General features: G+C 73.8%; 12 protein-coding genes. 8 read left to right on the forward strand and 4 right to left on the reverse strand.

Going from position 1 to position 13,628, the window contains the following annotated elements; all coding sequences use genetic code 11:
• The first annotated feature begins 4 nt into the window (after positions 1-4).
• The 6 genes from ACZ5SK_RS05475 (at position 5) to ACZ5SK_RS05500 (ending at position 6,716) form a co-directional block, all read left to right on the forward strand.
• On the forward strand, positions 5-667 hold the full coding sequence (locus ACZ5SK_RS05475; protein WP_334582557.1) for an alpha-ketoglutarate-dependent dioxygenase AlkB family protein: 663 nt from the start codon (positions 5-7) through the stop codon (positions 665-667).
• A gap of 28 nt (positions 668-695) precedes the next feature.
• Positions 696-1,940: an ROK family protein gene (locus tag ACZ5SK_RS05480; protein ID WP_334582556.1), complete on the forward strand. Its 1,245-nt coding sequence runs from the start codon at positions 696-698 to the stop codon at positions 1,938-1,940.
• A gap of 133 nt (positions 1,941-2,073) precedes the next feature.
• Positions 2,074-2,958, forward strand: a complete 885-nt coding sequence (locus tag ACZ5SK_RS05485; protein WP_334582555.1) for an NAD(P)-dependent oxidoreductase — start codon at positions 2,074-2,076, stop codon at positions 2,956-2,958.
• Between the two features lie 142 nt (positions 2,959-3,100).
• Positions 3,101-3,394 carry an SHOCT domain-containing protein gene (locus ACZ5SK_RS05490; RefSeq protein WP_334582554.1) on the forward strand — a complete coding sequence of 98 codons (294 nt, stop codon included), beginning with the start codon at positions 3,101-3,103 and terminating at the stop codon, positions 3,392-3,394.
• The gene (locus tag ACZ5SK_RS05495; RefSeq protein WP_361706360.1) at positions 3,391-4,158 is read left to right on the forward strand and encodes an ABC transporter ATP-binding protein; all 768 of its coding nucleotides are present in this window, start codon (positions 3,391-3,393) and stop codon (positions 4,156-4,158) included. Before ACZ5SK_RS05490 ends, ACZ5SK_RS05495 begins: the two co-directional genes overlap by 4 nt.
• Positions 4,155-6,716 carry an ABC transporter permease gene (locus tag ACZ5SK_RS05500; protein WP_468575389.1) on the forward strand — a complete coding sequence of 854 codons (2,562 nt, stop codon included), beginning with the start codon at positions 4,155-4,157 and terminating at the stop codon, positions 6,714-6,716. Before ACZ5SK_RS05495 ends, ACZ5SK_RS05500 begins: the two co-directional genes overlap by 4 nt.
• A 51-nt stretch (positions 6,717-6,767) precedes the next feature.
• On the opposite strand, the gene ACZ5SK_RS05505 is transcribed toward ACZ5SK_RS05500, so the two are convergent.
• Positions 6,768-7,307 carry an ATP-binding protein gene (locus tag ACZ5SK_RS05505; RefSeq protein WP_334582551.1) on the reverse strand — a complete coding sequence of 180 codons (540 nt, stop codon included), beginning with the start codon at positions 7,305-7,307 and terminating at the stop codon, positions 6,768-6,770.
• 216 nt (positions 7,308-7,523) lie between these two features.
• Positions 7,524-7,847, reverse strand: coding sequence for a hypothetical protein (locus tag ACZ5SK_RS05510; protein WP_079664330.1), 324 nt, complete (start codon positions 7,845-7,847; stop codon positions 7,524-7,526).
• Between the two features lie 365 nt (positions 7,848-8,212).
• On the opposite strand from ACZ5SK_RS05510, the gene cds1 reads away from it, so the two are divergent.
• Positions 8,213-9,337 (forward strand): L-cysteine desulfhydrase Cds1, encoded by a 1,125-nt coding sequence (gene cds1 / locus ACZ5SK_RS05515; RefSeq protein ID WP_334582550.1) that lies wholly within the window; start codon positions 8,213-8,215, stop codon positions 9,335-9,337.
• Positions 9,338-9,373: 36 nt separating this feature from the next.
• Here cds1 and ACZ5SK_RS05520 read toward each other — a convergent pair whose 3' ends face one another.
• Together ACZ5SK_RS05520 and ACZ5SK_RS05525 are read right to left on the reverse strand one after the other, a co-directional pair.
• The gene (locus tag ACZ5SK_RS05520; RefSeq protein WP_334582549.1) at positions 9,374-9,844 is read right to left on the reverse strand and encodes an SRPBCC family protein; all 471 of its coding nucleotides are present in this window, start codon (positions 9,842-9,844) and stop codon (positions 9,374-9,376) included.
• Between the two features lie 57 nt (positions 9,845-9,901).
• Positions 9,902-10,732, reverse strand: a complete 831-nt coding sequence (locus ACZ5SK_RS05525) for a DeoR/GlpR family DNA-binding transcription regulator (RefSeq protein WP_079664332.1) — start codon at positions 10,730-10,732, stop codon at positions 9,902-9,904.
• 357 nt (positions 10,733-11,089) lie between these two features.
• Here ACZ5SK_RS05525 and ACZ5SK_RS05530 point away from each other — a divergent pair, with 357 nt between their 5' ends.
• The gene (locus ACZ5SK_RS05530; RefSeq protein WP_334583786.1) at positions 11,090-13,627 is read left to right on the forward strand and encodes a hypothetical protein; all 2,538 of its coding nucleotides are present in this window, start codon (positions 11,090-11,092) and stop codon (positions 13,625-13,627) included.
• The last annotated feature ends 1 nt before the right edge of the window (position 13,628 follow it).

A 13,628-nucleotide genomic window follows, 5' to 3' on the forward strand; every position in this document is an offset into this window, starting at 1 on the left:
GTCCATGGACAGCCAGCTGTTTCCCCGGGAGCGCGCCCAGGTCGCGCCGGGCGCGGTGCACGTGCCCGACTGGCTGGACGGGACCCACCAGCGCGAGCTGCTGCGGGCCTGCCGGGACTGGGCCCGCCCGCCGGCCGGCCTGCGCACGGTCCGTACCCCCGGCGGCGGCACGATGACCGCCCGCCAGGTCTGCCTGGGCTGGCACTGGTACCCGTACGCCTACGCCCGCACGGTCACCGACGGGGACGGCGCGCCCGTCAAACCCTTCCCGCACTGGCTGGGCGAGCTCGGCCGGCGCGCGGTGGCCGAGGCACTGGGCCCGCGGGAGGCCGGGGGAGCCGCGTACGACATCGCGCTGATCAACTTCTACGACGGTGACGCCCGGATGGGCATGCACCGCGACGCCGACGAGCGGTCCGACGCGCCCGTGGTCTCCCTCAGCCTCGGCGACACCTGCGTCTTCCGGTTCGGCAACACCGAGACCCGCACCCGCCCCTACACCGACGTCGAGCTGCGCAGCGGCGACCTGTTCGTGTTCGGGGGCCCGTCCCGGCTCGCGTACCACGGCGTGCCGCGGGTCCTGCCGGGCACGGCGCCGGCCGGGCTGGGGCTGAGCGGGCGGCTGAACGTCACGCTGCGCGTCAGCGGCTTCCCGGGCACCACCTGACGAAGCGGATCATGGGAGACTCGCCCTCATGAGCGGCAAGGCGGACCCCCGGCCGGCGGGGGAGAGGACCACCCCGAGAGCGCGGTTGGACCGGGGGCGCGGTGCGCTCGGGCCCGCGTTGGAGCTCGTGCACACCGGGCGGGCGCCCACCCGCGCGGTGCTCACCGCCGAACTCGGCGTCACCCGCGCCACGGCCGGCGCGGTCGCCGCGGAGCTGGAGGCGCTCGGGCTGATCAGGGTGGACGCGCGGCCCGGCGCCGCCGCCGGCTCGCAGGGCCGCCCCTCGCACCGGCTCGAACTCGCCCAGGAGGGCCCGGTCGCCCTCGCCGCCCAGGTCCACGCCGACGGCTTCCGGGCCGCGCTGGTCGGCCTCGGCGGGCGGATCGTCGCCACCACGCCCAGCTGCGAGACGGTCGACGCCGACCCCGCCAAGGTGCTCGGCGCCGCCGTCGACGCCGGCGCGGAACTGCTGCGGCAGACCGGCCGGCGCTGTGTGGGCGCCGGGCTCGCCGTACCGTCCGCCGTCACCGAACCCGAGGGACTGGCCCTCAACCCCCTGCACCTCGCGTGGCCGGTGGGGGCGCCCGTGCGGGAGATCTTCGCCGAGCGGATACGCGCCGCCGGTCTCAGCGGCCCCGCGTTCGCGGCCAACGACGTCAACCTCGCCGCCCTGGCCGAACACCGGCACGGCGCCGGACGCGGCGCCCGCGATCTGCTGTGCGTGGCCACCGGACACCGCGGCGTCGGCGGTGCGCTGGTGCTCGACGGCCGTCTGCACACGGGTAGTTCGGGCCTCGCCCTCGAAGTCGGCCACCTCACCGTCAACCCCGAGGGCCGCCCCTGCCACTGCGGCAGCCGTGGCTGCCTCGACGTCGAGGCCGACCCGCTCGCCCTGCTCACCGCGGCCGGACGCGAGCCCGGCCCCGAAGGCTCCCTGCTCCAGCAGGCCAACGAACTGATCCGCGAGGAGTACGGCGACCCGGTCGTCCGCACGGCCGCCGAGGCCCTGACCGACCGGCTCGGCCTGGGCCTGGCGGGTCTGGTGAACATCCTCAACCCCGACCGCATCATCCTCGGCGGCCTGCACCGCACCCTCCTGGACGCCGACCCCGACCGGCTGCGCGCGGTCGTCGCCGACCGCAGCCTGTGGGGCCGCAGCGGCGGCGTCCCCATCCTCGCCTGCTCCCTCGACCACAACAGCCTGGTCGGCGCGGCCGAGTTGGCCTGGCAGCCGGTCCTCGACGATCCGCTGGCGGCGCTGAGCCCCGTGTGAGACAGGGCGCGGACCGGTTTGGCGGCCGCCCCGGCCCACGGACGTACGAACCCGATGGCCGACGGCCACCCGATGTGGCTGGCCGGCCTGGTCGCGGCCGCCTCGAAGGCGAAGGCGGAAGTAGGTTGACGTCATGACAGACGAACTGACCGTGAGTGTCCTGGGGACCGGCATCATGGGCGCCGCCATGGCCCGCAACCTCGTCCGTGCCGGACACACCGTGCGCGCCTGGAACCGCACCCGCGCCAAGGCCGAGCCCCTCGCCTCCGACGGGGCGCACGTCGTCGACACCCCGGCCGAGGCGGTCCGAGGCGCGGACGTCGTCCTGACCATGCTCTACGACGGCCCCGCCGCACTGGACGTCATGCGCGAGGCCGCTCCCGCGCTCCGCGCCGGCACGGCCTGGCTGCAGTCGACGACCGCAGGGATCGACGCCATCGGCGACCTGGCCGCCTTCGCCCGCGCACACGACCTGGTCTTCTTCGACGCACCGGTGCTGGGCACCCGGCAGCCCGCCGAGGCCGGTCAGCTGACCGTGCTGGCGGCGGGCCCGCAGGCGGGCCGGGACGCCGTGGCGCCCGTCCTGGACGCCGTCGGCGCGCGCACGGTGTGGACCGGCGAGGACGGCGGCGCGGGCACCGCCACCCGGCTGAAGCTGGTCGCCAACAGCTGGGTCATCGCGGCCACGGCCGCGGCCGGCGAGGTCCTCGCCCTGGCGCAGTCCCTGGACGTCGACCCGAACGCGTTCTTCGAACTGATCGCGGGCGGCCCGCTCGACATGGGGTACCTGAAGGCGAAGACGGGCCTGATCCTCGACGACCGGCTCTCGCCCGCCCAATTCGCGGTGACGACGGCAGCGAAGGACGCGCGTCTGATCGTCGAGGCCGGCCGCGAGAACGGCGTCCGCCTCGACGTGGCCGCCGCGAGCGCCGAACGCCTGGAGCGGGCCGCCGCCCAGGGCCACGGCGACGAGGACATGGCCGCCGCCTACTTCGCCAGCTTCGACAAGCACGCCTGACCCCCACCGCGGGCAGCCGAGTCACCCGCGTGTACTCCCCAGGAGGTACACGCACTGCCGCTGCCCGTACGACGACCCGGACCCCCTCCCGGCGGGACTCTCGAGACATCGAACGAGGACCTCACCGAGGAGATGATCCGAGATGAACACGCTGGCGAACTGGGACGGCGGCGGCCCCGGCCCGTGGATCCTGCTCTTCCCGCTGATCTGGGCGGCCGTGGTGATCGGCGTCGTCACCTTCCTGCGCGGCACCGTCCGGCGCGGCCGTCGCGGCCCCTGGAACGCGGTCGGCGACCCCCGCCCCACCGGCGACTCGCCCCTCGCGGTCCTCGGCCGTCGCTTCGCCTCCGGCGACATCGACGAGGACGAGTACTGGCGCCGGCTGTCCGTCCTGGACGAGCAGTTCGGCCGCACGGGCAAGGGCGGTACGGCATGAGCGCCGCGCCCGCTGCGACTGCCGCGACCCTCACGCGGGACGCCGCGCGGGTCGTCGACGCCGTGAAGGTGTACGGCGTCGGCGACACCGCCGTACGGGCCCTGGACGGGGTGAGCGTGACCTTTCCGGCCGGACGGTTCACCGCGATCATGGGCCCGTCGGGATCCGGCAAGTCCACCCTGATGCACTGTGCGGCCGGCCTGGACACCCTCACCTCGGGCGCCGCGTACGTCGGCGACACCGAACTGGGCGCCCTGGACGACCGCCGCCTCACCCTCCTGCGCCGCGACCGGGTCGGCTTCGTCTTCCAGGCGTTCAACCTGGTGCCGACGCTGACCGTCGAGGAGAACATCCGGCTGCCCCTGGACCTGGCGGGCGAGCGCGGCGAGTCGGAGTGGATCGACGCCCTGGTGGACGTCGTCGACCTGCGCGACCGCCTCCACCACCGGCCCTCGGAGCTCTCCGGAGGCCAGCAGCAACGCGTCGCCGTGGCCCGGGCGTTCGCGGGCCGGCCGGACGTCGTGTTCGCCGACGAGCCCACCGGCAACCTCGACTCCCGCGCCGGAGGAGAGGTGCTCGCTCTCCTCGCCCGCACCGTGCGCCGGACCGGCCGCACGGTCGTCATGGTCACCCACGACCCGGTCGCGGCCGCCCACGCCGACGAGGTCGTCTTCCTCGCCGACGGGCGTCTCGTCGACCGGATGGAGTCCCCGACCGCCGACCGTGTTCTGGACCGGCTGAAAGCCTTCGAGGTGCCGTCATGAACGCGTCCTTCCGCCTCAGCCGCTTCTCCCTGCGGGCCCACCGGCGCCGCTTCGCCGGGACCTTCCTCGCGGTCTTCCTGGGCGTGGCCTTCCTGGCCGGGACGCTCGTCATGGGCGACACCCTGCGCGCGAGCTTCGACTCGATGTTCGGCGAGGCGACCGCCGGCACCGACGCCGTCGTGCGCGGCGCCGACACCATCACGACACCCGGCGAGAGCCAAGGCGTGCGCAGGCCCGTCGACACCGGCCTGGTCAGGACGGTGGAGGCCGTCCCCGGCGTCGCCGCCGCGGCCCCCGACATCCAGGGCGCGGGCCAACTTCTCGGCAGCGACGGCAAGCCGATCGGCGGCCAGGGCCCGCCCACCCTCGCCGGTAACTGGATCACCGACCCGAAGCTCAACCCCTACCGGCTCGCGCAGGGCCGCGCCCCCGCCAGGACGGGCGAGGTCGTCGTCAACCGCGGCACCGCCGAGAAGGGCGGCCTGAAGATCGGTGACACCACCACGCTCCGCACGCCCGACCCCGTGCGCGTCACGATCGTCGGCCTCGCGACCTTCGCCGGCGAGGACGGCATGGCCCAGGTGACCTACACGGGCATGACCCGCGCCGACGCCGAGAAGTACCTCGCCGCCCGGCCCGGCCAGGCGGCGAGCATCGTCGTGCGCGCCGACTGCGGGGTGAGCCAGTCGGAGCTCGTCGACCGGCTGACTCCCGTACTGCCCAAGGGTGTTGAGGCCATCACCGGGCAGGAGTCGGCGCAGGAGAACACCGACATGATCGCCAGTCAGTTCCTGACCGTCTTCACCACGTTACTGCTGGTCTTCTCCGGAGTCGCCCTGCTGGTCGCCACGTTCTCCATCCACAACACCTTCGCGATCGTCGTCGCCCAACGCACCCGTGAGAACGCCCTGTTGCGTGCACTCGGCGCGTCCCGCCGCCAGGTCACCGCCGCCACCCTCGTCGAGGCGAGCGCCGTCGCCCTGAGCGCCTCGGCGGCCGGACTCGCAGGCGGTGTCGGCATCGCGGCCGGCCTGCAGGCGCTGTTCCCGGCCATCGGATTCCCCTTCCCCGACGGCGACTTGGTCATCAGCACCCTCTCCCTGATCCTGCCGCCGGCCGTCGGCGTCCTGGTCTGCCTGGGCTCCGCGACTGCGCCCGCCGTACGCGCCGGCCGCACCGCTCCGCTGGCCGCGCTCCGCGAGACGGCCGTGGACTCCTCCGGGGCCTCCCGACCGCGCGCGATCATCGGCACGGGCCTGCTCGCCCTCGCCGTAGCCCTGACCCTCACCGGCGTCCTCGTCTCCCCCTCCGTCTGGACGGCGGGAGGCGGAGCCGTCCTCGCCCTGGTCGCCTTCGTGGTCCTCGGCCCGGTCGCCTCCAGCACGGTCCTCCGTCTCCTCGGCAGCCCGCTCGACCGGCTGCGGGGCGTCACCGGGGGCCTCGCCCGCCGCAACGCCCTGCGCAGCCCGAGGCGGACGGCGGCCACCGCGAGCGCCCTGATGATCGGCGTCGCCGTGGTGTCCCTGTTCACCGTGTTCGGGGCCTCGCTCAAGGCGACCATGGACCAGACGGTCTCCCGCTCCTTCGCGGGCGACGTCGCCGTCAGCACCCCCTCCTTCGGCGCGGGCGGGAGCGGCCTCAGCCCGAAACTGGCCCCGGCCCTCGCCAAGCTGCCCGAGGTGGACACGGCCGTCGGGCTCGGCAGGGGAGTGGCCGAAGTCGACGGCAAGGGGCGGGCGTTGACCGTCACCGACCCGGTCGCCCTGCGGCGCATCTTCGACCTCGGCACCGTCCAGGGCGACCTGGGCGCCCTCGGCGCCGACGGCATCGCGATCACCCGCCAGGAAGCCGACCGTCAGCACCTCGCCACCGGTGACACGGCCCGACTGGCGTTCACGGACGGCGCACGGAAGACCTTCACCGTCCGCGCCGTCTACGGCCGCTCCGAACTCGCGGGCGACTACGTCATCACCCGCGCTGCCTGGGCCCCGCACCGCACCCAGGACGCCGACACCCTGATCGCCGTCTCCTTCAAGGACGGCGTGAGCACCGACGCCGGCCGGGCGGCCGTCGAGAAGGTCGCCGCGAGGTACGGCAACCCCGAGGTGCAGACCCGCGACGCCTACGCGCAGTCCTCGGCGGGCGGCATCGACATGATGCTCACCCTCGTCTACGCCCTGCTCGCCCTCGCCGTCCTCATCGCGCTCCTCGGCATCGCCAACACGCTGACCCTCGCGATCCACGAACGCACCCGTGAGCTCGGCCTGCTCCGCGCGGTCGGCCAGACCCGGTCCCAACTGCGGGCCATGGTCCGCTGGGAATCCGTCCTGGTCGCCGCGTTCGGCACGACGGGCGGCCTGGCCCTCGGCGCCTTCCTCGGCTGGGTGCTCGTCCGGGCCTCCGACGGGGCGAGCGGCAGCGCCTTCGCCTTCGCGGTGCCGCCCACCCGACTCGCCGTCATCGCCCTGGTGGGCGTCGCCGCCGGTGCCCTCGCGGGGCTGCGCCCGGCCCGCCGCGCCGCCCGCCTGGACGTCCTGCGGGCGATCGCCACCGAGTGACGTACGGCTCCACCGGGCGACCTACGCCCGAAGAGTGAGGTCACCGCCCGGTCAGCCGACGACGGCCGACCGGGCGGGAGCGTGTGCGGGCCGCAGCTCGTCGACGGCGACCACCTCGGTGAACCGGGGCGAGACCTGCTCCCGGGGCGTGCGGCGCGGCGGACGCGCCGCCAGCTCGCGCACCGCGACGGGCGTCGGCAGCGTGAACCACACGACCTTGCCCGACTCGCCGTCCGGCCGGGCGCCCCAGCTCTCGCTCACCGCAGCCACCATGGCGAGCCCGCGCCCGCACGTGTCGAGGGCCGCGGCGTCCTTCATCTCACCCACGACCGGCAGCCGCGGATCGTGGTCGCGCACGGAGACGGTGAGCCGGTCGGACAGCAGCTCCAGCTCCACGACGCACACCTTGTCGGGCTGGGCGTGCAGGTGGACGTTGGTCAACAGCTCGGTCACACCGAGCGCGGCCCGGTCGATCAGCGGATCCAGATGCCAGTAGCGCAACTGCGCCGATACGATTCTGCGGACCTGGCCGATCCGCGACGGCAGGGCCTGAAGCTCCACCATGCAGTGCCTGCTTGGGTTGGTGATCACGGCTGCGACTCCCCGACTGAGGTCCGGAAGAACACGGAGTTCGGATCGAGCAGGGCGTCTGCGCAAGGCGGCCGCCTGCTGTCGTGGCCGGCGGGCTGGTTCGCAGCGTTATCGCCGGTAAACCCAGAGTGACGTGAGACCAGAGTGACGCAGTGGTCGCGGTGCCGCAACTCGCGGTGATCCGGCCACCGACCCGGGCCGCCCCTCTGCGTCGGCTCAGCCGCCGCGCCCCGCCGCCCTGCGCACGGCCTCGATGAAGCGGCGCGCCGCGGGCGGCCCCGCCTCGCCCGGCGCCGGGTCGTGCTCGCCCAGGGTCAGCAGGTACCGCGTGCCGTTGACGTCGGCCAGCGCCCGGTCCTCCGGGGCGAACCAGGGCTTGGAGGCGCGGACCGCCTGCACCGGCGCGCTGTCGATCTCGCTGCCGTAGCTGGTCAGCAACTCCAGCCTGCCGTCGCTGATCCGGACCTGGCCGGCCCGGGTGAGCGAGCGCAGCCGCTTCCCGATGCGCACGCCCGTAGCCGTGAACTCCGGCTCCGCCATGCCTCCCCGCCCCCTTGTGCGCCTGGGCGAGCCGGACCGTGCACCCGCGTGGGGCGTGATCCAGCCCGCGTCGTGATCGAACCCGTCTTCGTGATCCAGTGTGCGCCCCCGCCCGGGACCTTCGCCCGACCCGGTGCAGTCTGCCCGCGCCCGGCGTCGAGCACCAGTGCGCACGACGCCCCGGCGCCACCCGCCCGGAGCACTCGCGCGAATGCGCCCCCAAACGCCGACGCCCGCTCCCCAGGGCCGGCTTTGAGCGTCCCAAAGGTGTGTTTATGCAGGTGAGAAGCGTGTGGAAGGTGTTTATGATCGAGGTGTCGGCCGCGCGGACCACCGTCGGCGCGAAGCCTGAAGGAGCCCCCGCCGTGACCACCTTCCCCCACACCAGGACCGGCGCCACCCTCGACGTCGACCACAGCGACACCACCTACCGGGACTGGCTGAAAGAAGCCGTCCGCAAGGTCCAGGCGGACGCCAACCGTTCGGCCGACACGCACCTGCTGCGCTTCCCGCTGCCCGAGAGGTGGGGCATCGACCTGTATCTCAAGGACGAGTCGACCCACCCCACCGGCAGCCTCAAGCACCGACTCGCCCGCTCCCTCTTCCTCTACGGCCTGTGCAACGGCTGGATCCGGCCGGGCCGCCCGGTGATCGAGGCGTCCAGCGGCTCCACCGCCGTCTCCGAGGCCTACTTCGCCAAGCTGATCGGCGTGCCCTTCATCGCCGTCATGCCGCGTACGACCAGCGCCGAGAAGATCCGCCTGATCGAGTTCCACGGCGGCCAGTGCCACTTCGTCGACGACCCGCGCACGATGTACGAGGAGTCGGCCCGCCTCGCGGTGGACGGCGGGGGCCACTACATGGACCAGTTCACCTACGCGGAACGGGCCACGGACTGGCGCGGAAACAACAACATCGCCGAATCCATCTTCCGCCAGCTGGAGTTGGAGCGGTTCCCGGTGCCCGCCTGGATCGTGGCCACGGCCGGCACCGGCGGCACCTCCGCGACCCTGGCCCGCTACGTCCACTACACCCAGCGCGACACCCGCATCTGCGTCGCCGACCCCGAGAACTCGTGCTTCTTCGAGGGCTGGACCACCGGCGATCCGGACGTCACCTGCGACTGCGGCTCGCGCATCGAGGGCATCGGCCGGCCACGTATGGAACCGAGCTTCGTGCCCGGCGCCATCGACCGGATGATGAAGGTCCCCGACGCGGCGAGCGTCGCCGCCGTACGCGCCCTGGAGCAGGCCATCGGCCGCAAGGCGGGCGGCTCGACGGGCACCGGACTGTGGAGCGCGCTCAAGATCGTCGCCGAGATGGTCGCCGACGGACGCCAAGGCAGCGTGGTCACCCTGCTGTGCGACCCGGGCGACCGCTACCTCGACAAGTACTACTCCGACGCCTGGCTCGCCGAGCAGGGCCTGGACATCGCCCCGTACACCGCAGTGATCGAGTCACTGCTGGCCACGGGCGTGTGGCCCGCGTGACACACAGCGGCAGGCGCACCCGTCAAGGCTCGCCTCTCAAGGGGTGAGCCGCCGGTCCAGTCGCGTCACCGCGTCCCGGAAGGACCGTCCCAGACCCGCCCGGGCCAGCCGCAGGACGGCCCGGAGCGCCCCGTTGCCGTCGGCCGCGAACGTCCACTGCACCCGCGTCCCCGTCCCGGCCGGCGCCAGCCGCCACTCCTCGACCAGCGCCCTCAGGCCCGGCGCGTTGGTGACGTCCACGCGGTAGGCGTACACCTGGGGATCCTTCGCCACGAGGACCGTCTCGCGAAAGCGCCCGCCGCCCACCAGCCGTACGTCACGCCCCGCACCGCCGTCCAGCGGCTGGATGGAGTTCACGCCCGGGAACCACTCGGCCCAGCCGGACACGTCCTCGGCGAGCGCGCGGAAGACCTGTTCGGGAGAGGCCGCGACCTCCCTCGCGAAGACCAGCCGTACGGGAGCGGTCCCCACGAAGTCGAGCTCTTCGGAGCGCAACCGGTGAGCCATGCGCACAACCTCCTCATGGCGAGGAAAAACGGGTGCGCCACCCTATCCGCAGCCCTCTCAGATGTCTGTACCCTCATCGGGCTCGCCCGCGACGACCAGCCGCCGCAGGTGCTCGGAGATCTCCGTGCGGGCCGCGCCCGGCAGACCCGCGTCCGTCACCAGCGTGTCGACCTGCTCCAGCGCCGCGAACGAACTCAGGCCCACCACACCCCACTTGGTGTGGTCCGCGACCACCACGACCCGGCGCGCCGACTGCACCAGGCGCCGGTTGGTCTCAGCCTCCGCGAGGTTCGGCGTCGACAGACCGGCCTCGGCCGATATCCCGTGCACACCGAGGAACAGCACATCGAAGTGGAGCGCCGCGATCGCCTGGTCGGCGACCGGACCCACCAGCGAGTCGGACGGCGTGCGCACCCCGCCGGTCAGCACGACCGTCGCGGCGCCCTGCCGCGGGCCCGACGTGCGCTGCGCCATGTGGAAGACGTCGGCGACCCGCACCGAGTTGGTCACCACGGTCAGATCGGGCACGTCCACCAGGTGATGCGCCAGCGCATACGTCGTCGTACCGCCCGACAGCGCGATCGCACTGCCCGGGGCGACGAACTGCGCGGCAGCCTTCGCGATGTCCTCTTTGGCGGTCAGCTCCAGGCCCGACTTCGCCTCGAAGCCCGGCTCGTGGGTGCTCGCCTCCACGATCGGCACCGCGCCGCCATGCACCTTCTCCAGGACACCCTGCCGGGCCAGCGCGTCGAGATCGCGCCGCACCGTCATGTCCGACACGCCGAGCTTGCGGGTCAGCTCGTTGACACGGACGCCGCCGCGACGCCGTACCTCGTCCAGGATCAGGGCGCGGCGCTGCTCCGCGAGGAGGTTCTGATTCTCGCTCACGTACGCTCCGGTCCTTTCCCTCAAGCCGTCCGACAGGCCCGCTCACCTGCTCCGACGAGGACATTCTCCCCGACGCCGGTGTGCGGGCGTCCCATCCTCGCACGGCCTGCTCACAGCCGGGCCACCACCCCGACGCGCGCATGCCGTCCACGGGTGGCGTCGGCGTTTTCTCGCCCTGTCCGCGGAGATTCCGTGACGGGAGGTGTATCACGCCTGCGAAACGGCGATCCTTATGCCCGCACGGACACATGTCGAAGGCGTGTCACGGGGGAAGTGCGAACAGTGGAACGTGCCTCTGCGGACAGAACGGCCCTGGAACTCCTGGTACACGGCGTGGGTGGCGCCACGCCCGAGAAGATGCTGAACGATCCGCGCACGGTGCGGATCACCGGCGACGACACGGCGGCCGTCTACCGGCGCGCCGACGACGTCGCCGCGGACACCGGCCCCGGCGACGACCGCGGCCGCGACGCGCCGGTCCCCGAGGCCTACGTCTGGTCCAACCTCACCTCCGGCAACGGCACCCGCGCCCTGTGGCTGCTGCTGCTTCCGTTCATGGTCGTCAACCTCGCCCACTGGATGCGCCCCGCCGCCCGGGAACGCATCCGCGCGGTGCGTCTCTACGGACTGCTGGTGCGGCTCGCGGCGCTGAGCCTGACGGTGCTGCTGGTCGCCGCGGCCTGCGAGGTCGCCCTCGACCTGACGGCCTGGCAGTGCGCGGGCACACCCGCCTGCGCCGAGCGCCACTCCTGGCTGGGCTTTCTCTCCCCGGCGGTCTCGAACGACGGCTGGTGGAGCCTGCCGGGCCGCCGTCTCGCCCTCGCGGCCCTGGTCCCGACCGCCCTCACCGGCCTCCTCTGGTACCTCTCCCACCGCACCTGGCGGGCGTACGAGTCCCAGGAACCCATCGACCGCACGCCCGAACCCGAGAACGGCCCCGCTCACACCGCGCTCGGCCGGCCCGGCTTCTGGTACGGGCGCCGGCTGGTGGCCCGGCTGCGCGCGGCGCACACCGCGGCGGGACTGCTGACGGTGGCCGCGGCGGTCGGCACGGCGGCCGCACGCCAGGACCGTCGGCCCGGCGGCTCCGCCGTCCTCGCCGTGCTGGGCCGACTGTTGGAGGTGTCCCTGGTCGCGGGCGCCCTGGTCACGGTGTGGGTGGTGTGCCGTCGGGGCCGCAGCGAGCACCGCCTCGACCGCCGCCTCGACGCCCACCTCGTCCACCGTCTTCCGCTGGCCGCCCTCGTCCTGCTCGCCCTCACCCTGGTGTACGCCGGGTGGGACCGCCCCGGCTGGACGTCCGGGGGCCGCCTCCCGGGCGACGCGGCCTTCGGCGGCCTGGCCCTCGCCCAGGGCGCCCTGGTCATCACCCTCGCCGTCGTCGCCCGCACCCTGCACCACTGCCCCCAGGAGCCCACACCGCCCGCCAACGCCGCCGGCCCCACCGCACCCCGGAAAACGGACGCAGCGCCCACGAACTCGGGCAGGGGCGCCGTCGCCCCGGCAGCGGCAGCCGGGCCGGACGAGCTGAACGGGGATGCCGTCGCCGCTGCGGGAGGGAACGGGGAGCCTGACTCGGGTGCTCCGGGCGATGTCCTGGGCAGGGCATCCGCGGCGGGTGCTGTGGGCGGGGAAGCCGTCACCGATGGGGGAGGGAGCGGGGCTCGTGGCCCGGGTGGGGCCGGCGTCGCTCCGGGCACGGCATCCGTGGCGGAGAACGGTGGGGGCGGGGGCGGGCTGCTGGATCGCTGTGCGCTGCGGGGGCTCGGTGGGCCCGCGGTCGCATTGTTGGCCTGTGCTCTGGGCGGGGTGATGTCGGGCGGCGTGTCCCAGCGGATGTCGGACTGGCTGGACGGCACCAGGACCTCCCTGGACGGCCCACCCGTGCTGTTGACCTGGCAGGCGTCCATGATCCCCGTACTGATCTCGGTCCTGCTGGTGCTGTGCGGGCTGCTCGGCCGGCGGACCGTGCTGCTGACCCGGGCCGAGCAGGACAAGGTCGTCCGGGAGTACGGGGTGAAGCCCGGGGACCCGGCCCGCACCCGTCGTATCGCCCGCGCCCGCGCGATGGCCACTCTCACCGACCGTGCGCCCCTGCTGGTCGCCGTCACCTCCACCGCGACCCTGGTCCTGGGCGCGGGCGCGATCGTCGGCGCATTCGGCACCGGAAAGACCCCGGTCCGGGCCGGGGAGACGGCCCAGCCCTTCGTGCACGGCGCGGCCCAGACCGCCCAGGCGCTGGGCTCCTGGCTCATCGGTCTCGGCTTCGTCCTCTTCGTCACCTGGGGCCGGCGCGCCTACAAGGACCCCTCGGCGCGGCGCACCATCGGCATCCTCTGGGACGTCGGCACCTTCTGGCCGCGCGCCGCTCACCCCTTCGCCCCGCCCTGCTACGCCGAGCGCGCGGTACCCGACCTGACCTGGCGCATGGCCACCTGGACGCGCGCCACGGGCGGCCGCCTCGTCATCTCCGGCCACTCCCAGGGCAGCGTCCTGGCGGCCGCCGCGGCCTGGCAGCTGCGGCCCTCCGACCGCAAACGCGTCGCCCTGCTCACCTACGGCTCCCCGATCGAGCGGCTCTACGGACGCTGGTTCCCGGCGCACTTCGGGCCGGCCGCGCTCGCCGCCCTGCACGAGGACATCGACTGCTGGCGCAACCTGTACCGGCTCACCGACCCCATCGGCGGCCCGGTACGGCTCTCCGGCGACGACTGCGGCCCCCAGGTGGACCGCGAACCGCTCGCCGACCCGCTGGCGTACGGCCGCACCGCGGCTCACCCGCTGCCCGCGCCCATCCTGGGCCACTCCGACTACCAGGCCGACCCGGCGTTCGCGGAGGAGCGCGAGCTGCTGCTGGGACGGCTGCGACCGGAGGTTCCCGTGCAGCGGGTGTGAG

Source organism: Streptomyces sp. NPDC031474 (assembly GCF_055581185.1).